Here is a 21,254-nt window from a genome sequence, read left to right as displayed (position 1 = left end):
CATGCTGGTCTGGCTCGCACAGAATTTTCAACAGGACTTCGGCTTTCTGCGCCTGTTCAACTTCATCACCTTCCGCGCGGTGTTCGCCACGCTGACGGCGTTGTTGATCGGCATGATCGCTGGCCCCGCCGTGATCCGCATGCTCACCCGCATGAAGGTCGGCCAGGCCGTGCGCACCGATGGTCCCCAGACCCACCTGATCAAGTCCGGCACCCCGACCATGGGCGGCGTGCTGATCCTGATCGGCATCGGCATTTCCACCCTGCTGTGGGCGGACCTGTCCAACCGTTTCGTCTGGATCGTGCTGATCGTCACGCTCGGTTTCGGCGCCATCGGCTGGGTCGATGACTACCGCAAGGTGGTCTACCGCGATCCGGAAGGCATGCGCTCGCGCGAGAAATATTTCTGGCAGTCCCTGATCGGCCTGGTGGCGGCGTTCTACCTGGCCTTCTCGGTTTCCGAAGTGAGCAACATGAAGGTCTTCGATCTCTTCGTGGCCTGGGTGCGTTCCGGCTTCAGCCTGGACCTGCCGCCCAAGGCCGACCTGATCGTGCCCTTCTTCAAGACCATCACCTATCCGCTGGGCGTGTGGGGTTTCATCGCGCTGACCTATTTCGTCATCGTCGGCACCAGCAATGCGGTCAACCTGACCGACGGCCTGGACGGCCTGGCCATCATGCCGACCGTGCTGGTGGGGGCTGCCCTGGGCCTGTTCGCCTACCTGACCGGCAACGCCAGCTATGCCAAGTACCTGTTCATCCCGCACATCCCCGGAGCCGGCGAATTGCTGATCTTCTGCGGTGCCATGGGCGGCGCAGGCCTGGCCTTCCTCTGGTACAACGCCTATCCGGCGCAGGTGTTCATGGGCGACGTCGGCGCGCTGGCGCTGGGCGGTGCGCTGGGCACCATCGCGGTGATCGTGCGCCAGGAAATCGTGCTCTTCATCATGGGCGGCATCTTCGTGGTGGAAACACTCTCGGTGATGATCCAGGTGGCCTATTTCAAGTATACCAAGAAGCGCTTCGGCACCGGCCGGCGCGTGCTGTTGATGGCGCCGCTGCACCATCACTACGAGCAGAAGGGCTGGAAAGAAACCCAGGTGGTGGTGCGGTTCTGGATCATCACCATGATGCTGGTGCTGGTCGGCCTGTCGACGCTGAAGCTGCGGTAAACAGGCGATATGAAGAAAAACGGCGCCCCTTGTGACGAAATGCAAGCGGCGCCTTTGTGGTTGGCAGGGCTGGGCCCTGCATGGCAAGACCTTAATGAAGAAGTGAGTCGGAAAACAAGATGAATTACTCGGGCAAACACGTTCTGGTGCTCGGACTCGGCGAGTCCGGCCTGGCAATGGCGCGGTGGCTGGTCTACTGCGGCGCCGGCGTGCGCGTGGCCGATACCCGCGGCGAAGCGGCGCTGGCCGAGCGTCTGGCTGCCTTGCGCGCCGAGGCGCCGGCAGCCGAGGCCGTGCTGGGCCAGGCACTGGCGCCCGCGTTGCTGGATGGAATCGATTTCGTTGCCGTCAGTCCGGGCCTGGCGCCCGAAGGCGAGCTGGCCCCGCTGATGCCGGCCATCGCCGAGCGCGGCCTGCCGCTGTGGGGCGAGATCGAACTGTTCGCCCAGGCGCTTGCTGCCCTGCGCGAAGAGACCCTGTATCAACCCAAGGTGCTGGCCATCACCGGCACCAACGGCAAGACCACCGTAACCCGGCTGACGGGCCTGCTGTGCCAGCGCGCCGGCCTGTCGGTGCAGGTGGCCGGCAATATCAGCCCGGCCGCACTGGACGTGCTGCGCGAAGCCGTCATCAAGGACAAGGTTTTCCTGGCCGAACTGGCAGAGCAGGATGCCATCGCCGCTGCCCAGGCCGCTGCCGAAGCCGAGGCGCAGGCGGCGCAACAGGCCGTGCTGGACGCCCAGCAGGCCGCCGAGATCGAGAAGCACCGCCGCGCCGCCGCCCGTATCGAGGAAGCGGCCGCGATTGCGGTGCCGGTGTTGCAGGAGCAGCCCTCGGAACCCGACGCACCTTCCGAACCCGAACCAGCCCCGCAACTGGAGCTGCTGGTCGCTGCTGAATCTACGCAGGTGCCAGAGCAGCCCGCCACCGAGGCCTCTTCCGACGATGCCGAGGCAGCCAGTGCTAGCGATGCAGGCGTTGTCGAACCGGCCCCTGAAGATGGCACGCCGCAAGACACACCCGACTCCGCCCTCGAAGCTACTTTGGACGTGGCCTCCGACGTGGTGCCGCAAGCCGATATCGAGGCGCCCGCGACCACTGGCGAAGCGATGAACCTGGGCGACTTCATGGAAGTCTCGCGCAAGGCTGAAGAAGATGCGCTGGTCGAAGTCCCGCCCCCGCCGCCGCCCGAGCCGACCTATCGCGGCTCCATGCCGCAGGCCTGGGTGCTGGAGCTGTCCAGCTTCCAGCTGCATACCACGCACAGCCTGCAGCCGCACGCCGCCACCGTCCTGAACCTGACCCAGGATCACCTCGACTGGCATGGCAGCATGGAAAACTACGCCGCCGACAAGGCCCGCATCTTTGGCCAGGACACCGTGCGCGTGCTCAACCGCGACGACGCGCTGGTGATGGAGATGGCCTCAGCTGCTGCGCCGCTGTCCAGCTTCGGCCTGGACGAACCGTCCACGCCCAACAGCTTTGGCCTGGTCAACGACAATGGCATGCAGTGGCTGGCCAATGCCTTCGTGCATGAAGATGACGAAGTGCCGGAAGGCAAGCGCCGCCGCAAGCAGAAGGACATGCTGCCGCCGCCCGTGACGATCAAGCGCCTCATGCCCGCCGATGCCCTGAAGATCCGCGGCGCCCACAACGCCATGAATGCCCTGGCCGCGCTGGCCCTGTGCCGCGCCATCGATTTGCCGATGGCGCCGCTGCTGCACGGCCTGCGCGACTACACCGGCGAGCCCCATCGCGTGGAACTGGTCGGCGTGATCCAGGAAGTGGAGTACTACGACGACAGCAAGGGCACCAACGTCGGTGCCACCGTGGCGGCGCTCAACGGCCTGGGGCTGGGTGGCCGTCCCAACCGCATCGTGCTGATCGCCGGTGGCGATGGCAAGGGCCAGGACTTTTCGCCGCTGGACCTGCCGGTGCAGAAATATGCACGCGCGGTGCTGCTGATCGGCCGCGACGCCCCCGCCGTGCGGGCCGCGCTGGCCGACAGCGGTGTCGAACTGATCGATTGCGCCAGCCTGGAGCAGGCGGTGGAGCAGGCCGGGCAGATCGCCCAGGCGGGTGACATCGTGCTGCTCTCGCCGGCTTGCGCCAGCCTGGACATGTTCCGCAACTACGCCCATCGCGCCGAAGTCTTCGTGGACGCGGTGCGCGAACTGGCGCTCTCGCGCGGCGAGGTGCTGTCATGAAACTGGGCCTGTCCTCGATGCGTAGCTGGCTGGGTGGCCGCAAGGAGGTCGCACCCGTGGCCGCCGGGCGTGCGCGCAGCGGCCGTGGCAGCGCCTCTGGCAGCATCGGTTTCGAGCAGCGCTCGCGCATGATGGAATACGACCAGCCGCTGATCTGGGTGGTGCTGCTGCTCATGCTCTTCGGCATGGTGATGGTGTATTCGGCCTCGGTGGCACTGCCGGATTCGCCCAAGTACGCCTCCTATTCGAACTATCACTTCCTGATCCGCCAGGCGATCTTCATCGTGCTCTCCATCATCGCGGGCGCCGTAGTGTTCCGCGTGCGCATGGAGACCTGGCAGAAGTGGGCGCCGTACCTGTTCGCCGTCACCCTGATCCTGCTGCTGATGGTGCTCATTCCCGGCGTGGGCAAGGGCGTCAACGGCGCCAAGCGCTGGCTCTCGCTGAAGATCATCAACCTGCAGCCGTCCGAACTGATGAAGCTCTTCATCGTGCTCTACGCCGCCGACTACACGGTGCGCAAGCAGGCGGTGATGCACAAGCTGGTCAAGGGATTCTTCCCGATGGCGGCCGCCGTCGGCCTGGTCGGCCTGCTGCTGCTGCTGGAGCCCGACCTGGGCGCCTTCGGCGTGATCGTCTGCATCGCCATGGGCATCCTGTTCCTGGGCGGCATCAACGGGGTCTGGTTCGGCGGCATCGGCGCGACCCTGGTAGGCGTGTTCTCGCTGGTCATCGTGACCTCGCCGTGGCGGCGCGAGCGGATCTTCGCCTATCTGAATCCTTGGGAAGAAGACAACGCGCTGGGCAAGGCCTACCAGCTGTCGCATTCGCTGATTGCCTTCGGCCGTGGCGAACTGTTCGGCGTGGGCCTGGGCAGCAGCGTGGAAAAATTGCATTACCTGCCGGAGGCGCATACCGACTTCCTGCTGGCCGTCATCGGCGAGGAACTCGGTTTCGCCGGTGTGCTGGTGGTGGTGCTGCTGTTCTACTGGCTGGTCAAGCATGCCTTCGAGATCGGCCGCCAGGCCATCGCGCTGGACCTGACCTTTGCCGGGCTGGTGGCCAAGGGCATCGGTATCTGGCTGGGCGTGCAGGCCTTCATCAACATGGGCGTGAACCTGGGCCTGTTGCCGACCAAGGGCCTGACGCTGCCGCTGATGAGCTATGGCGGATCGGGCGTGCTGTTGAACTGCATTGGCCTGGCCATCCTGTTGCGCATCGATTATGAAAACCGGGTGCTCATGCGCGGAGGCCGTCTATGAGTGCGCCCCGCAAGCTGCTGATCATGGCGGCCGGTACCGGTGGTCATATCTTCCCGGGCCTGGCCATTGCCGACACCATGCGCGCGCGCGGCTGGCAGGTGAGCTGGCTGGGTACCTCGCACGGCATGGAGCGTGACCTGGTGCCGCGCCATGGCGTGGAGATGGACAGCATCGTCTTCGCCGGCCTGCGCGGCAAGGGCCTGATGCATACGGTCAAGGGCGTGTGGCGGCTGGCGGCAAGTTTCTTGCATTGCCATGCCATCCTCGGCCGCCGCCGCCCCGATGTGGTGCTGGGCATGGGCGGTTACGTCACCGTGCCGGGCGGCATGATGGCGCGCCTGCGCGGCAAGCCGCTGGTGCTGGTCAATGCGGATGCGGCGCTGTTGTTGTCGAACAAGACGCTCACGCCCCTGGCCACCCGCGTGCTGTTTGGCTTCCCGGCCGATTTCGGCCGTGCCGCCGGCAAGGCCGAGGTCACCGGCAATCCGGTGCGCAAGGAAATCATCGCGCTGCCGCAGCCGGCCCAGCGTTACGCCGGCCGCAGCGGTCCGCTGAAGATCCTGGTGGTAGGTGGCAGCCTGGGCGCCAAGGTCTTGAATGACAACGTGCCGGCTGCGCTGGCGAAGCTGCCCGTTGCGTTGCGCCCGCAGGTGACGCACCAGTCGGGCAAGCAGCACATCGCCGCCTTGCGTGCAGCCTACGAGGCCGCAGGCGTGCAGGCCGAGGTGGTCGATTTCATCGATGACATGCCGCGCCGCTATGCCGAGGCGGACCTGGTGATCTGCCGCGCGGGCGCCATCACGGTGTCCGAGCTGACGGCCGCCGGCGTGGCGAGCGTGCTGGTGCCGCTGGCGGTATCGACCACCTCGCACCAGATCGACAACGCCAGATGGATGGCACGGAACAAGGCGGCGATTCACCTGCCGCAACGCGAACTGACGCCGGAACACCTGGCCGGTTTGCTGCAGAAACTGGACCGCGCTGCATGCCATGCCATGGCGCAGGCGGCGTACGAACAAGGCCGGCGCGATGCCAACGAGGCAATCGCGCGCGTGCTGGAAGGACTGGTAACACCATGAAGCATCGCGTCAAGAATATTCACTTCGTCGGCATCGGCGGCGCCGGGATGAGCGGCATCGCCGAGGTGCTGCTCAACCTCGGCTATGGCGTCTCGGGTTCCGACCTCGGCAGCAACGCCGCCACCCAGCGCCTGGCACAGCTGGGCGCCTGCATCCGCTATGGCCATGCGGCCGAGAACATCGAAGGCGCCGACGCCATCGTCACCTCCACCGCCGTCAAGGGCGACAATCCGGAAGTGCTGGCCGCGCGCAAGAAGCACATCCCCATCGTGCCGCGTGCGGTGATGCTGGGCGAACTGATGCGCCTGAAGAAGGGCATTGCCATTGCCGGCACCCACGGCAAGACCACCACCACCAGCCTGGTGGCGAGCGTGCTGGCGCAAGGCGGGCTGGATCCGACCTTCGTCATCGGTGGCCGCCTCACCAGCGCGGGCGCCAATGCCAAGCTGGGTACCGGTGAATTCATCGTGGCCGAGGCCGATGAATCGGACGCGTCCTTCCTCAACCTGACCCCCGTGATCGAAGTCATCACCAACATCGATGCCGATCACATGGAAACCTACAACCATGACTTCGCGCGCCTGAAGCAGGCCTTCGTCGAGTTCACCCAGCGCCTGCCATTCTATGGCGTGGCCGTGCTCTGCCTGGATGACCCGCACGTGCGCGAGATCATGCCCATGGTCTCCAAGCCCATCCTCACCTATGGCTTCCATGAAGATGCCGACGTGCGCGCCATCGAGGCCCGCGCCGTGGATGGCAAGATGGAATTCACCGTGATCCAGGACGGCTACGCCCCCATGCAGGTGAGCCTGAACCAGCCCGGCATGCACAACGTGCAGAATGCCTGCGCGGCCATTGCCATTGCGCGCGAGCTGGACGTGGACGATGCCGCCACCCAGAAGGCGCTGACCGAATTCAACGGCGTGGGCCGCCGCTTCACCCGCTACGGCGAGGTGCCGATCACCGACGCCCAGGGCAATCCCGCTGGCCACTTCACGCTGGTGGACGATTACGGCCATCACCCGGTCGAGACCGCTGCCACCATCGCCGCCGCCCGTGGCGCCTATCCGGGCCGCCGCCTGGTGCTGGCCTTCCAGCCGCACCGCTATACCCGTACGCGCGATCTGTTCGAGGATTTCGTCAAGGTGCTGTCGTCTCCTGACGTGCTGGTGCTGGGCGAAGTGTATTCCGCCGGTGAAGCCCCCATCGTGGCCGCCGATGGCCGTTCGCTGGCACATGCGCTGCGTGCGGCCGGCAAGGTGGAGCCGGTCTTCGTGGACGATATCGGTGAGATGCCCGAGACCATCCGCAACGTCGTGCGCGACGGTGATGTGGTCATGACCATGGGCGCGGGATCGATTTCCGCCGTGCCGGGCCGCCTGGTGGCGCAAGCCGGTGGCAAGAACGAACAGGGGGCCGCATGATCAGCCAGGAACAGATCAAGGGCTTCGGCCGCGTCGGCGTGCTCTTCGGTGGCCGCTCCGCCGAGCGCGAAGTGTCGTTGATGTCGGGCAGCGGCGTCCTGCAGGCGCTGCGCAGCAAGGGCGTGGATGCGCATCCCTTCGACCCGGCCGAGCGCAGCTTGGGTGAATTGCAGGCCGAGAAGTTCGATCGCGTCTTCATCGCCCTGCATGGACGCTATGGCGAGGACGGCACGCTGCAGGGCGCGCTGGAACAGATGGGCTTGCCCTATACCGGCCCTGGCGTGATGGCCTCCAGCATCGCCATGGACAAGATCATGACCAAGCGCATCTGGCTCTCGCACGGCCTGACCACGCCGCGCTTCCTGAGCCTGGATACCAAGACCGCTACCCGCGAACAATTGCGCGTGGTGCCCGATGAGCTGGGCCTGCCGCTGATGCTGAAGGCGCCGCATGAAGGCTCGACCATCGGCATTGCCAAGGTCAACGGCTATTCCGACATGCAGGTGAGCTTCGAGATGTGCGCCCGCTATGACAGCGTGGTGCTGGCCGAGGAATTCATCCGTGGCCGTGAACTGACGGTGCCGGTGCTGGGGCGGGGACGCGATGCGCGGGCCTTGCCGATCATCGAGATCTGCGCGCCGGGCGGCAATTACGACTACCAGAACAAGTATTTCACCGACGACACGAAATATTACTGCCCGGCCCCGCTGGATGAGGAACTGACGCGCCATATCCAGGATCTGGCGGTACGGGCTTTCAATGCGCTGGGTTGCCGTGGCTGGAGCCGCGTGGACTTCATGCTGCGCGAGGTGGATGGAAAGGCTGAGCCTTACCTGATCGAAATCAACACCTCGCCCGGCATGACCGGCCACTCGCTGGTGCCGATGGCGGCCAAGGCGCTGGGCATGAGCTATGAAGACCTGTGCTGCGAGATTTTGGCGATGGCCGCGCTGGACATGAGGCCATCCAAGGATTGGACGCCGCAGGCGGACCAGCCGTGATGGTCCGGGTTTAAGGAAGAACGCGTCGATGTGGCAGGACGTCAAGATGCTCAACGCCATCAGCAGTGCGCTTTTTGCGCTGGTGCTGCTGGCCCTGGTGGCATCGGGTTTGTGGTGGGTGGCGCAGCGGCCGATGTTTACGCTGCACACGATACGCATCGAATCAGCCAGCGACATGCCGCTGGAGAAGGTCAATGCGTTGACGGTGCGGGCCACTGCGGTGCCGCGCATCCATGGCAATTTCTTCACGGCCGACCTGACGGCGGTACGTGCGGCCTTCGAAGCCGTGCCCTGGGTGCGCAAGGCCATGGTGCGGCGTGAATGGCCGGACCGGCTGGTGGTGAAGATCGAGGAACACAAGGCCCTGGGTACCTGGGGCGAAGATGGCAAGCTGCTCTCGCAGAAGGGTGACGTGTTCACCGCCAACCTGGCCGAGGCCGAGGATGACGGTGATCTGCTGGAGTTCGATGGCCCGCCCGGCAGCGAGAAAGAGGTCGTGACCCGGCTGGCGCAGTTCCGCCAGTGGTTTGCGCCCATCAAGCTGGAGCCGGAGTCGGTGGTGCTGTCCAACCGCTATGCCTGGACCGTGCGGCTGGACAATGGCATGACGGTCGAGCTGGGCCGTGAGCAGGGCGATGCGATTTTGAAGGAACGTGTAGCGCGGCTGGTGGCGGTGTATCCGCAACTGCTGGAACGATTGCAAGGAAAGATAGAAAGCGTCGACTTGCGCTATCCCAACGGGATGGCCTTGAAGGCGGATGGCCTGGTGCTGGCGGCAATGAACGGGAAAAAGAAATAAGCGGAACGCTATGACAAAAGACGCAAAAAATCTGATCGTCGGTCTGGACATCGGCACCTCGAAAGTGGTGGCGGTGGTGGCCGAGGTGCTGCCCGACGGCCGCCATGAAGTGATCGGGCTGGGGCAGTCCGAGTCCAAGGGGCTCAAGAAAGGCGTGGTGGTCAACATCGAGGCCACCGTCGAGTCGATCCAGCGCGCGCTGGAAGAAGCCGAGCTGATGGCGGACTGCAAGATCCGCAATGTCTACACGGGCATTGCCGGTAGCCACATCCGCAGTTTCAATTCCAGCGGCATGGTCGCCATCAAGGACAAGGAAGTGACCGCCGCCGACGTCTCGCGCGTGATCGAGACCGCCAAGGCGGTCAACATCCCGACCGACCAGCAGTTGCTGCACACGGTCCCGCAGGAATTCATCGTCGACAACCAGGAAGACGTGCGCGAGCCCATCGGCATGAGCGGCATCCGCCTGGAAGTGAAGGTGCACATCGTCACCGGTGCGGTCTCTGCGGTGCAGAACATCGTCAAGTGCGTGCGCCGCTGCGGCCTGGAAGTATCGGACCTGATCCTGCAGCCGATGGCTTCGGCCGATTCGGTGCTGACCACGGACGAGCGCGAGCTGGGTGTGGTGCTGGTCGACATTGGCGGCGGCACCACGGATGTTGCGGTCTTCACCGAAGGCGCGATCCGCCATACCGCCGTGATTCCGATTGCGGGTGACCAGATCACCAACGACATCGCCATGGCCTTGCGCACGCCGACGCTGGAAGCTGAAGAGATCAAGCTGCGCTATGGCGTGGCCAAGCAGATCCTGGCCGATCCGACCGAGACGCTGGAAGTGCCCGGCCTGGGTGACCGCAATCCGCGCACGCTGTCGCGCCAGGCGCTGGCCGCGGTGATTGAGCCGCGCGTGGAAGAGCTGTTCGCGCTGGTGCACCAGGTGGTGCGCGAGTCGGGCTATGAAGAGGTGCTGTCCTCGGGCATCGTCCTGACAGGTGGTTCGGCCATGATGCCGGGCATGACCGAACTGGCCGAAGACATCTTCCTGAAGCCGGCGCGCCTGGGTACGCCCGAGTACAGCGGCCAGCTGGCCGACGTGGTGCGCAGCCCGCGCTACTCGACCGTGCTGGGTCTGTTGCAGGAAGCCAAGAAGCAATACCTGCGCGGCTACATCGTGACGCGCCAGGAAGGCTCGGTGAAGGCGGTCTGGCAGCGCATGAAGGAGTGGTTCCTCGGCAATTTCTGAATACCTGCCGGCGGCCGTCAATGGCGGGCGCTGGACAATGCATCAGGATGTAAAAGCATTCGGAGTTTCTGGCGGTTCGGTTGTACGGTTCTGGCAGTAAAAAATGATGAGAAGGGCAGCAAATTTGGCGCTGGCTTTTCTTAGAATAGCGGTATCAAGGCATCAGTCGCATCTTTGGCATCATCGGTATCAGCATCAAAAGAAACATCGGGAATTGAGCGTATAGACAGCAGTGATCAGTTGCTAGTCGTCACACCGCGTGATGCCTATCAACTGCCAGCTGCAGGACACATATATTTTAAGGAGTCATCATGGAAATCGATATGGTCGACAATGCGACGCTGGGTACGATCATCAAGGTCGTGGGCGTTGGCGGTGCTGGCGGCAACGCTGTGCAGCACATGATTAACAAGGGTGTGTCCGGCGTCGAATTCATCGCCGCCAACACGGATGCCCAGGCACTGAAGCAGTCCAAGGCGCACAACGTCATCCAGATCGGTGACACCGGTCTGGGTGCCGGCATGCAGCCTGAAGTCGGCCGCCGTCTGGCCGAGGAAACCCGTGCCCGCATCGAAGACTCCCTGCGCGGCGCGCACATGGTCTTCATCGCGGCCGGCATGGGCGGCGGTACCGGCACCGGTGCTGCTCCGGTGGTGGCACAGGTGGCCAAGTCACTGGGTGCGCTGACCGTGGCGGTGGTCTCCAAGCCGTTCTCCTACGAAGGCCAGAAGTGCATGGACATCGCCGACGCCGGTCTGGAAGAGCTGTCCCAGCACGTCGATTCGCTGATCATCATCCTCAACGAAAAGCTGGAAGAGATCTACGAAGACGACAGCATGATCGAATGGCTGTCGCATGCCGATGACGTGCTGAACAATGCCGTCGCCGGTATCGCCGAGATCATCAATGTGCCGGGTCACATCAACGTCGACTTCAACGACGTCAAGACCATCATGGGCGAGCAGGGCAAGGCCATGATGGGTACCGCCACCGCCGCCGGCGTGGACCGCGCCCGTGTGGCCGCCGAGCAGGCCGTGGCCTCGCCGCTGCTGGACGGCATCGACCTGTCCGGCGCGCGCGGCGTACTGGTCAACGTCACTGCCAGCCGCAGCCTGAAGGGTAAGGAAATCAAGGAAGTCATGGCCACCGTGCGCGCCTTTGCCGCACCGGACGCCTCGATCGCCCAGGGCATCGCCTACGATGACAGCATGGGTGACGAGATCCGCGTGACCGTCGTGGCCACCGGCCTGGGCCGTGCACGCAAGGCCGTGCAGCTGGTGCAGACCCCGGTCATGCGCACCGGTACCCACAACGAGCCGATGATGGCCGTCGGTGGCGCCATGCCGCAAGGCACTGCGCAACCGGCCGGTGCGGCGTTCGGTGGCCTGAAGGCGCCGGCCGTGTGGCGCCGCGAGTCGGCTTCGGACACCGTGCGCGCGCTGGAAAAGAACGGCATGGAAACCTACGACATTCCGGCCTTCCTGCGCAAGCAGGCGGACTGATCGTCCTCTGCCATGGCTGGCCGGCCGCTTCACAGCAGGCCGGCCGGTTCCAAGGCATACTAACGCCGCGCCTGGTGCGCGGCGTTTTTTTGCGCAGCGCACCGGCAGCTCATCTGCCCGATCGATTCATCGGCGCAGATTATCTGTTCTACCCCATTTGACTCATACAACCAGACGAGGAAACACCATGACCATCAAGATCGGCGACCGCCTGCCCGAAGGCACCCTGACCGAATTCATCGAGACCGAAACCGAGGGCTGCAGCCTGGGCCCCAATGCCTTCAAGGTGTCGGATCTGGTCAAGGGCAAGAAGATCGCGCTGTTCGCACTGCCCGGCGCCTTCACTCCGACCTGTTCGGCCAAGCACGTGCCGGGCTACATCGCCCTGGCCGACCAGTTCAAGGCCAAGGGTGTGGATGAGATCTGGTGCCTGTCGGTCAACGACGCCTTCGTCATGGGCGCCTGGGGCCGCGACCAGAAGGCCACCGGCATCGTGCGCATGTTCGGTGACGGCAGCGCCACCTTCACCAAGGCCGTGGGCATGGAATTCGACCTGACCGAACGCAACATGGGCGTGCGCTCGCAGCGTTACTCCATGCTGGTCGAAGATGGCGTGGTCAAGCAACTGAACCTGGAAGCCCCGGGCAAGTTCGAAGTCTCCAACGCCGAGACCCTGCTGGCGCAACTGGGCTGATGTGCTGCTGATGGCCCGGTCACCTGGCCATGAAGAGAACGGCATGCTGCGGCATGCCGTTTTTTCTTGCGGAAACCTTTTAGCCGTTTTCAGGCTGGCTGACGTGATCCTGACGGCACTTTGCAGATGGGAACGATTTGCAACAAAGCCGCGCCAGCCGGGGCGGGGCCGGGGCATCTTGGCTATAATGGCCGGATGTTGAAACAGCGCACAATCAAGAATCTGGTCAAGACCACAGGGGTCGGCCTGCACTCCGGCACCAAGGTCGAGCTGACCCTGCGTCCGTCCGCACCCGATACGGGCATCCTGTTTCGCCGCGTGGATCTCGATCCCGTGGTCGAACTGCCGATGATCGCCACCGGCGTGGGCGATACCCGCATGGCCTCGACCCTGACCAAGGATGGTGCCAAGGTCTCCACCGTCGAGCACCTGCTGTCGGCCTGCGCCGGCCTGGGCATCGACAATCTGGTCATCGACCTGACCGCCGAAGAAATCCCCATCATGGACGGCTCGGCTTCGTCCTTCGTCTTCCTGCTGCAGCAGGCCGGCCTGCAGGAGCAGAACGCGCCGAAGAAATTCATCCGCGTCAAGAAGCCGGTGGAAGTGCGCGAAGGCACGGGCGACAAGGAAAAATGGGCGCGCCTGGAACCGTATGACGGCTTCCGCCTGAAGTTCTTCATCGAATTCAACCACCCGGCCGTGGACGGCACCGGGCAAGTGGCCGAGGTCGATTTCGGCATCGACTCCTACGTCAAGGAAATCGCCCGCGCACGCACCTTCGGCTTCATGCAGGATGTGGAAACCCTGCGCGGCATGGGCCTGGCCCGTGGTGGTTCCTTCGAGAACGCCATCGTCATGGATGAATACCGCATCCTCAATGCCGACGGCCTGCGCTATGACAACGAGTTCGTGCGCCACAAGATCCTCGACGCCATCGGCGACCTCTACATCATCGGCCATCCGCTCTTGGCCAGCTACGACGCCCACAAGTCCGGCCATGGTCTCAACAACCTGCTGCTGCGTGAATTGCTGTCGCGGCCGGATGCCTACGAAATCGTCAGCTTCGACCAGCTCGAACAGGCACCGCAGACCTACGTGATGCAAGCCCAGCAGGAGTGGGCCCTGAACTGACCCGATGCGCCGTGCAGCGGGTTGGAGGGGTTGCGCGGCGAGATGTCAGGTTTGGTCATTTTTCGATATTTCGCCGGTATCGCATCGTCTTCTGCTTCTAATTGCCTGTCAAGCGACCAGGTAAAAGAACCCGTCGCAACTTCTCTGTAAGGTCTCCCGCACATCATTTTTTTCGGGAGACCCTCATGCCACTGAGTCGACGCGACTTTCTCAAGACCTCAGCCGCCACCAGCATCGCCGCCGCCGGACTGACCCTGTTCGGCACCCATGAAGTGTTCGGCAAGGACACCACCCTCATTCCCAGTGCCTGTCATTGGGGACCGTTCAAGGCAGTCGTGAAGAAAGGCGTACTGGTCGGCATCCAGCCGCTGCCTGAGCTTGACGCCACACCAACCACCATGCTGACCAGGGGTGTGCTGAGCCGGGTCTACAGCAAGACCCGGGTGGCCGCGCCGATGGTGCGCAAATCGTGGCTGGCCCGGCGCGGTGCCGATACCGCTACGCGCCACCTGCGCGGCCACGAGCCCTTCGTTCAGGTGAGCTGGGAGGAAGCGCTGGCCCTGGTGGCCGAGGCCATTCTCAGCACCGCCGAGCAGCATGGCAACCAGGCGCTGTTCAGTTCTTCCTACGGCGGCTGGTCGCACGCCGGACTGATGCGCCCGCAGGTACTGCAGGGGCGGCTGTTCGGGCTGATCGGCGGCCACTCCACGACGACCGGCGATTATTCCGGCGGCGCCTCGCAGATCAGCCTGCCCTACGTCATCGGCGACATGGAAGTCTATTCGCCGCAAACCTCCTGGGAAGTCTTGGCCGAACATACCGACATCATGGTCTGGGTCGGGGCCGACCCGATCAAGAACAATCGCATCGAATACACGGTGGCCGATCACCAGATGACGGAAAACTGGAAGAAGATCCGTGCGCGCGGCGTGAAATTCATTTCCATCAATCCCCAGTACACCGCCACCGACGAGATGCTGCAGGCCGAGTGGATCAAGATCGTCCCCAATACCGATACCGCGCTGTTCCTGGCCATGGCCTTCCACGTCCTGAGTACCGGCCGGCACGACCAGGCCTATCTGGCGAAGTACACGGTCGGCTTCGAGCGGTTTCGCGATTACCTGCTGGGGCGGGATGCCGACGGCTCTCCCGCCAAGACACCGGAGTGGGCGGCCGCCATCACGGGCATACCGGCCGCGCAGATCAGGATGCTGGCCGAGCTGTTTTCCGGTCCGCAACGGGTGCAGTTCGCCGGGGCCTGGTCGCTGCAGCGTGCGCATCATGGCGAGATGACGCACTGGGCCATCATCAACTTCGCCGCCATGGTCGGCAAGATCGGCAAGCCCGGCCAGGGGGTGGGATTCAGTTGGCACTACGGTGGCGGTGGCATGCCGCAGTCCAATGCCATCATGCCGGTCGGGCTCTCGCAGGGACGCAATCCCGTGACCACGCGCTGCCCCGCTTCGCGCATCAGCGAGATGCTGCTCAATCCGGGCGGCAAGTACACCCGCGATGGTGCCACCCACAGCTATCCCGATGTCAGGCTGATCTACAACGCCGGCAACAATTTCCTCTCGCACCAGCAGAACACCAATGAACTGATCCGCGCCCTGAACCAGCAGGTGCCGACCATCATCTGCCAGGATCCCTGGTGGTGCGCCTCGGCGCGCTTTGCCGACATCGTGCTGCCGGCCACCTCCGAGCTGGAACGCGACGACATCAGCAGCGGCGGCACCTACAGCAACGACAAGATCTATGCGATGCGACAGGTGATCCAACCCTATGGGCAGAGCCTGGATGACATGGAGATCTTCCGCCGCCTGGCCGAGCTGATGGGCGTGGGCTACCAGTTCACCGAGGGCAAGAGCGTCATGCAGATCCTGAAGGACTCCTTCGAGGCGGCGCAGCCCACGCTGTCCTTCCAGCGTTTCTGGCGCGAGGGTGTGGCCAGGCTGCCGGTGCCGCAGGAGATGCGGAGTTGGGTGCGCCATGGAGATTTCTATCTGGACCCGGACAAGCATCCGCTGCATACCCGCTCCGGGAAGATCGAACTGTATTGCGCCCAGATCGACAGTTTCAAGCTGCCCGACTGTCCACCGATGCCCAAGTATCTGGAGCCCGCCGAGTTCCTGGGCAATGCCCGGCCGGGCCAGGTCCATGTGGTGAGCCCGCATCCCTGGAACCGTGTGCATTCGCAGATGGCCCAGGCCGACGTGCGCTTTGAGCAGAACGTGCAGGGGCGGCAGCATGTGCTGATCAATCCGCAGGATGCGGCTGCACTGGATATCCGGGATGGCGATCTGGTCGAGTTGAGCAATGCGCGTGGCACCCTCATCGCCGGGGCCGCCATCACCGGGCGCATCATGCAGGGCGTGGTCAGTCTGGAAGAGGGCAACTGGATCCAGCTGGATTCACGCGGGCGCTGCAACAGCGGTTCCATCAACATGATCACCAGCAGCATCGCCGCCAGCGGGTTGAGCCAGGCGACCAGCGCCAACACCTGCCTGGCCACGCTGCGCCGCTGCGACGACGCCGAATCCCCCAACCGCGCCTATGAGCCGCCGGCCATCGAACGCACCGGCAAGCTCGGCATCGATGTGGCGGCGCTGAGGCTGGCCGAGCGGGCGGCCGCGATCAAGGGCGATGCGATCACCCATTTTTCAGCCGGCGAGAAGCTCTTCTATGAACGCTGCACGCTCTGCCATGTCCCGCGCGAGCCCGGCGACTATACCCAGAAGCAGTGGCTCGGCATTACCGAGAGCATGTTCCCGCGCGCCGGGCTGGACGAGGGGCAGAAGAAGTCGGTCCTGGAATTCCTGCTCAAGCATGCCCGGGATGCCGCGCCGATGTAAGCCCTGAGGACGCAGGCCGTGCAGCGGTGCCGGCAGACCATGCCGGCACCGCTCGTCCGTTAAAGATGTAAATGATTTGCAGGTACGGGCAGCCTGCCGCCCGGATCACTTCAAGAAAATGGCGTATCTTCCTGGCCCTGTTTTGTCCCTGTGCGCGCCTGGCGGCGCCGTATCATGGCATCGATGGCTTCCTTCAGGCCCTGGCTGCGCGGGTCGCGCGCCAGCGTACTGCTGAGTTCGGCGAAGGAAGAGAGGGCGTTGTCGGTCAGTTCGAGCACGCGTTTTGGCGGCGGCGGGGGGGCCGTCCGGCCAACTTGCACTTTGATTCGGATTGAATTAACCTGCCATCCGTCCTTCAGCAGGCGGTCCTGCAGCCTTGGGGTTTGCTGCTTCAACCGTGCCGCCAATGCTGCATTGGGCGCGCTCATGACCAGCACGCCAGCTTCAAACTGCAAGATCTGACACGCGGCAAACATCGCCGGCAAGCTCGCGGCGACCGACTGCTGCAGCGTGCCCATGCGAGCCAGGGCGGGCAGGAGCGCCGCCATCGTCGAATTCGACCGCAAGAAATCCGCGGCTCCCTTCGTGCTCTTCGCCATGCGTTGAGCGCTCGTGGGAGCAGGCCGATAAGGGGTGAACGTAGATGGGTACTTCATCTTTAAACCTTATCACATCCGGTGTCTGACCGGCCGGAGACCAAGGAGCAAAGATGCAAATTATCCTGCTGCACCCCCGTTTCACCAAAGCCCGTTCCGTCACGCTGGGCACCAAGCATATCCTGCTGTTGCTGTTAGTGCTGCTGACCATGGTGGCCGGCTCCTCCATGGGAATCACCTATTTCCTGCTCAACCGCGCGGGCGACCCCGATGCTTCGCCGATGCTGCACAAGCTGGCGGTCTCGATGAGCCAGGAAGAAGACGGCCGCAACGAGAAATTCCTCAAGGAAAACCTGGCCATGATGGCCGTCAAGGTCGGCGAGATGCAGGCCCAGATGATGCGCCTGGATGCGCTGGGCGAGCGGGTGCAGGGCCTGGCCGGCATCCGCCCCGAGGAATTCAACTTCAAGGAACTGCCCGGCCGTGGCGGCGCTGAAGTCTCCAGCATCGCCGGTCCCGGCCGCGACGTCGGCATGGACGAGCTGCGCCGCATGCTCGACAACCTGGCCGTGGACGCCGGTCACCGCACCGACTACCTCAACGCCGTCGAATCCACCCTGATGAGCGACAAGATCAAGTCGCGCCTCTTGCCCACCAATCAACCGGTCAACGTGGCCTACAACTCGTCGAGCTTCGGCTGGCGGCTCGACCCCTTCACCGGCCACAATGCCTTCCATGAAGGCCTGGACTTCCCGGCACCCGTGGGCACCCGCATCGTCGCCGCCGCAGCCGGCGTAGTGATTGCCTCCGAATATCATTACCAGTTTGGCAACATGCTGGAAATCGACCACGGCAACAACATCATCACCCGTTATGCCCATGCCTCGCGGCTGTACGTGAAGGTGGGCGATATCGTCAAGCGCGGCCAGCACGTGGCCGATGTCGGTTCGACCGGGCGCTCGACCGGGGCGCACCTGCATTTCGAGGTGCGTATCCGTGGCATTGCCCAGGATCCGCGCAAGTTCCTGGCGCTGGGCGCCTCCGGCGGTAATCAGCCCAAGCAGTTGCCGGTCTTCGTGGCAGGTCACTAGGGGCTGTTCACATTCAATCGCACTCGCAGATTGAGAATGTGAATAGGCCCTAAGCACCGTCGGGCGGGCGTTTCCGGCTTGCCAGGCGGTCTGAAGGCCGCATTCCTGGCGAATTGTTGCATATCAGATAAGCCCCGCCTGACGATTTCTGCCAAATTCCGGCTTCCCATTGAAACCTTGCAAACACGCCCGATCTAAAGCGAACGCGGTGTGAGGCCTCCCGTCAAGCCAATGCAGGGGGCCTGCGTGCTAAAATCCATGGTTCATTTTCGGGCGTGGCCGGCTGGAACCCGGCGGCCGGGAGCCCAACGTCACTCTGCCGGATCGTTCATCGGCGCTTTTATAGAATCCAAGCATGTCATTCCTGACCAAGATTTTCGGCAGCCGTAACCAGCGACTGCTCAAACAATATCAAAAAATCGTCCGCCAGATTAATGCGCTGGAGCCCTCGGTCGAGAAGCTGACCGACGCCGAACTGCAAGCCAAGACGCCCGAATTCAAGCAACGCATCGCCGGCGGCGAGACGCTCGACGCGATCCTGCCGGAAGCCTTCGCGGTCTGCCGTGAAGCTTCCCGTCGCGTGCTCAAGATGCGCCACTTCGACGTGCAGCTGATCGGCGGCATGGCCCTGCACTTCGGCAAGATCGCCGAAATGCGCACCGGCGAAGGCAAGACCCTGATGGCGACCCTGCCGGCCTACCTCAATGCCCTGGCCGGCAAGGGCGTGCATGTGGTCACCGTCAACGACTACCTGGCCCAGCGCGACGCCGAAGACATGGGCCGCCTCTACAGCTGGCTGGGCCTGACCACGGGCGTGAACCTGTCGCAGATGGAACACGACGTCAAGCAGGAAGCCTACGCCGCCGACATCACCTACGGTACCAACAACGAATTCGGTTTCGACTACCTGCGCGACAACATGGTCTTCGACGCCGATGACCGCGTGCAGCGCGCCCTGAACTTCGCCATCGTCGACGAAGTGGACTCCATCCTGATCGACGAAGCGCGTACCCCGCTGATCATCTCCGGCCAGGCCGAGAACCACACCGAGCTGTATCACAAGATCAACGCCGTGCCGCCGCTCCTGACCCTGCAGATCGGCGAGGAAACCCCGGACGGCAAGGGCAAGATCGAAGTCCCCGGCGACTACACCAAGGACGAGAAGAGCCACCAGGTGCTGCTGACCGAAGCCGGTCACGACAAGGCCGAGCATATCCTGACCCAGATGGGCCTGCTGCCCGAAGGCGCTTCGCTCTACGACGCCGCCAACATCACCCTGATCCACCACCTGTATGCCGCCTTGCGCGCGCATACGCTGTATCACCGCGACCAGCATTACGTGGTGCAGAACGGCGAAGTGGTGATCGTCGACGAATTCACCGGCCGCCTGATGACCGGCCGCCGCTGGTCCGATGGCCTGCACCAGGCCGTCGAAGCCAAGGAAGGCGTGAAGATCCAGAACGAGAACCAGACCCTGGCCTCGATCACCTTCCAGAACTACTTCCGCATGTATGCCAAGCTGTCCGGCATGACCGGTACGGCCGATACCGAAGCTTACGAATTCCAGGAAATCTATCACCTGGAAACCGTGGTGATTCCGCCCAACCGTCCCAATGCCCGCAAGGACCGCCAGGATCAGGTCTACAAGACCGCGCAAGAGAAGTACATAGCCATGGTCAAGGACATCCAGGACTGCTACGAGCGCGGCCAGCCCGTGCTGGTGGGCACCACCTCGATTGAAAACTCGGAACTGCTCTCGGGCATCCTGACCAAGGCCAAGCTGCCGCACAACGTCCTGAACGCCAAGCAGCACGCGCGTGAAGCGGAGATCGTGGCGCAGGCCGGCCGTCCCAAGATGATCACCATCGCCACCAACATGGCTGGCCGTGGTACCGACATCGTGCTGGGCGGCAACGTGGGCAAGCAGATCCAGCTGATCGAAGCCGACGAGTCCCTGTCGGACGCCGACAAGGCCGCCAAGTCCCAGCAGCTGCGTGATGAATGGCAGTCCTTGCACGACCACGTGGTCAATGCCGGCGGCCTGCACATCATCGGTACCGAGCGTCACGAATCCCGCCGCGTGGACAACCAGCTGCGTGGCCGTTCCGGCCGCCAGGGCGATCCGGGTTCCTCGCGCTTCTACCTGTCGCTGGACGACGCGCTGCTGCGCATCTTCGCCGGCGACCGCGTGCGCGCCATCATGGACCGCCTCAAAATGCCCGAAGGCGAACCCATCGAAGCCGGTATCGTGACCCGCTCCATCGAATCGGCCCAGCGCAAGGTGGAAGCCCGCAACTTCGACATCCGCAAGCAATTGCTGGAATACGATGACGTCGCCAACGACCAGCGCAAGGTCATCTACCAGCAGCGCAACGAGCTGCTGGAGTCGGCCGAGATGGCCGAGATGATCGCGTCCCTGCGCGAAGGTGTCTTCACCGACCTGTTCCGCGAATACGTGCCGGCCGAGTCGATGGAAGAGCAGTGGGACATCCCCGGCCTGCAAGCCGTGCTCAAGAACGAATGGCAGCTGGACGTCGATCTGGAAGCGATCCTCAAGGCCGAACCCGACCTGGCCGACGACGACCTGCTGGAACGCCTGCTCGCCGCCGCCAAGGAGGCCTACGAATCCAAGGTGGCCGTGGTCGGCGTGGACGCCTTCGCCGGCTTCGAGCGCAGCGTCATGCTGCAGAGCATCGACAACCACTGGCGCGAGCACCTGGCCGCACTGGATCACCTGCGCCAGGGCATCCACCTGCGCGGCTATGCGCAGAAGAACCCCAAGCAGGAATACAAGCGCGAAGCGTTTGAGCTGTTCGCCCAGATGCTGGACCTGATCAAGAACGAAGTGATCAAGGTGGTCATGACGGTGCGCATCCAGAGCCGCGAAGAAATCGAAGCGGCCGAGGAAAGCATGTCCGGTGGCTCGCCCATCAACGTCAACTACCAGCACGCCGACTTCGACCCCGAAGCCGCACCGGAAGAACTGCTGGCACCGACCGTCCAGGCCGGTGCAGAAGACGACGGTTCGGAATACCCCAAGGTCGGCCGCAACGATCCCTGCCCCTGCGGCAGCGGCAAGAAGTACAAGCAGTGCCACGGCAAGCTGGCTTGAGCCTGAACTGAGCTGACCGGGCCCGGTTCAGCCGCTTTTTGGCCAAATGTGAAGAGGCTGTCCAATCGCAAGGTTGGACAGCCTTTTTTA

General features: G+C 63.7%; 15 protein-coding genes. 14 read left to right on the top strand and 1 reads right to left on the bottom strand.

Going from position 1 to position 21,254, the window contains the following annotated elements:
- The first annotated feature begins 1 nt into the window (after window position 1).
- From mraY to ACVC5H_RS24030, 12 genes are all read left to right on the top strand, one after another.
- Window positions 2-1,171, top strand: a complete 1,170-nt coding sequence (mraY, locus tag ACVC5H_RS24085; protein ID WP_338717638.1) for a phospho-N-acetylmuramoyl-pentapeptide-transferase — start codon at window positions 2-4, stop codon at window positions 1,169-1,171.
- 119 nt (window positions 1,172-1,290) lie between these two features.
- Entirely contained in the window at window positions 1,291-3,378 is a 2,088-nt protein-coding gene (gene murD / locus ACVC5H_RS24080) for a UDP-N-acetylmuramoyl-L-alanine--D-glutamate ligase (RefSeq protein WP_489620226.1), read from the top strand.
- Complete coding sequence (gene ftsW, locus ACVC5H_RS24075; RefSeq protein WP_489620225.1) at window positions 3,375-4,640, top strand: putative lipid II flippase FtsW; 1,266 nt, start codon at window positions 3,375-3,377, stop codon at window positions 4,638-4,640. The genes murD and ftsW overlap by 4 nt, the downstream gene beginning before the upstream one ends.
- Entirely contained in the window at window positions 4,637-5,719 is a 1,083-nt protein-coding gene (gene murG / locus ACVC5H_RS24070) for an undecaprenyldiphospho-muramoylpentapeptide beta-N-acetylglucosaminyltransferase (RefSeq protein WP_489620224.1), read from the top strand. The genes ftsW and murG overlap by 4 nt, the downstream gene beginning before the upstream one ends.
- Window positions 5,716-7,143, top strand: a complete 1,428-nt coding sequence (gene murC / locus ACVC5H_RS24065) for a UDP-N-acetylmuramate--L-alanine ligase (RefSeq protein WP_489620223.1) — start codon at window positions 5,716-5,718, stop codon at window positions 7,141-7,143. Before murG ends, murC begins: the two co-directional genes overlap by 4 nt.
- Entirely contained in the window at window positions 7,140-8,144 is a 1,005-nt protein-coding gene (locus tag ACVC5H_RS24060; RefSeq protein WP_489620222.1) for a D-alanine--D-alanine ligase, read from the top strand. The genes murC and ACVC5H_RS24060 overlap by 4 nt, the downstream gene beginning before the upstream one ends.
- 28 nt (window positions 8,145-8,172) lie before the next feature.
- Window positions 8,173-8,943 (top strand): cell division protein FtsQ/DivIB, encoded by a 771-nt coding sequence (locus ACVC5H_RS24055; protein WP_338717645.1) that lies wholly within the window; start codon window positions 8,173-8,175, stop codon window positions 8,941-8,943.
- A gap of 10 nt (window positions 8,944-8,953) precedes the next feature.
- Window positions 8,954-10,186 carry a cell division protein FtsA gene (gene ftsA, locus ACVC5H_RS24050; RefSeq protein ID WP_008334543.1) on the top strand — a complete coding sequence of 411 codons (1,233 nt, stop codon included), beginning with the start codon at window positions 8,954-8,956 and terminating at the stop codon, window positions 10,184-10,186.
- A gap of 311 nt (window positions 10,187-10,497) precedes the next feature.
- The gene (ftsZ, locus tag ACVC5H_RS24045) at window positions 10,498-11,688 is read left to right on the top strand and encodes a cell division protein FtsZ (RefSeq protein ID WP_489620221.1); all 1,191 of its coding nucleotides are present in this window, start codon (window positions 10,498-10,500) and stop codon (window positions 11,686-11,688) included.
- Between the two features lie 187 nt (window positions 11,689-11,875).
- Entirely contained in the window at window positions 11,876-12,382 is a 507-nt protein-coding gene (locus ACVC5H_RS24040; protein ID WP_489620220.1) for a peroxiredoxin, read from the top strand.
- A 195-nt stretch (window positions 12,383-12,577) separates the two neighbouring features.
- On the top strand, window positions 12,578-13,513 hold the full coding sequence (gene lpxC / locus ACVC5H_RS24035) for a UDP-3-O-acyl-N-acetylglucosamine deacetylase (RefSeq protein WP_489620219.1): 936 nt from the start codon (window positions 12,578-12,580) through the stop codon (window positions 13,511-13,513).
- Between the two features lie 185 nt (window positions 13,514-13,698).
- Window positions 13,699-16,365: a molybdopterin-dependent oxidoreductase gene (locus tag ACVC5H_RS24030; protein WP_489620218.1), complete on the top strand. Its 2,667-nt coding sequence runs from the start codon at window positions 13,699-13,701 to the stop codon at window positions 16,363-16,365.
- A 110-nt stretch (window positions 16,366-16,475) separates the two neighbouring features.
- On the opposite strand, the gene ACVC5H_RS24025 is transcribed toward ACVC5H_RS24030, so the two are convergent.
- Window positions 16,476-17,021, bottom strand: coding sequence for a DciA family protein (locus tag ACVC5H_RS24025; protein WP_489620217.1), 546 nt, complete (start codon window positions 17,019-17,021; stop codon window positions 16,476-16,478).
- A 53-nt stretch (window positions 17,022-17,074) separates the two neighbouring features.
- On the opposite strand from ACVC5H_RS24025, the gene ACVC5H_RS24020 reads away from it, so the two are divergent.
- The gene (locus ACVC5H_RS24020) at window positions 17,075-18,052 is read left to right on the top strand and encodes a M23 family metallopeptidase (RefSeq protein WP_489620216.1); all 978 of its coding nucleotides are present in this window, start codon (window positions 17,075-17,077) and stop codon (window positions 18,050-18,052) included.
- 355 nt (window positions 18,053-18,407) lie between these two features.
- Window positions 18,408-21,164 (top strand): preprotein translocase subunit SecA, encoded by a 2,757-nt coding sequence (secA, locus tag ACVC5H_RS24015; protein WP_489620215.1) that lies wholly within the window; start codon window positions 18,408-18,410, stop codon window positions 21,162-21,164.
- Window positions 21,165-21,254 lie beyond the last annotated feature (90 nt).

It is taken from the genome of Herbaspirillum sp. Her3, from assembly GCF_057961275.1.
Note: the sequence above shows the minus strand (reverse complement) of the source record. Positions and strands in the feature narration are given on the sequence as shown.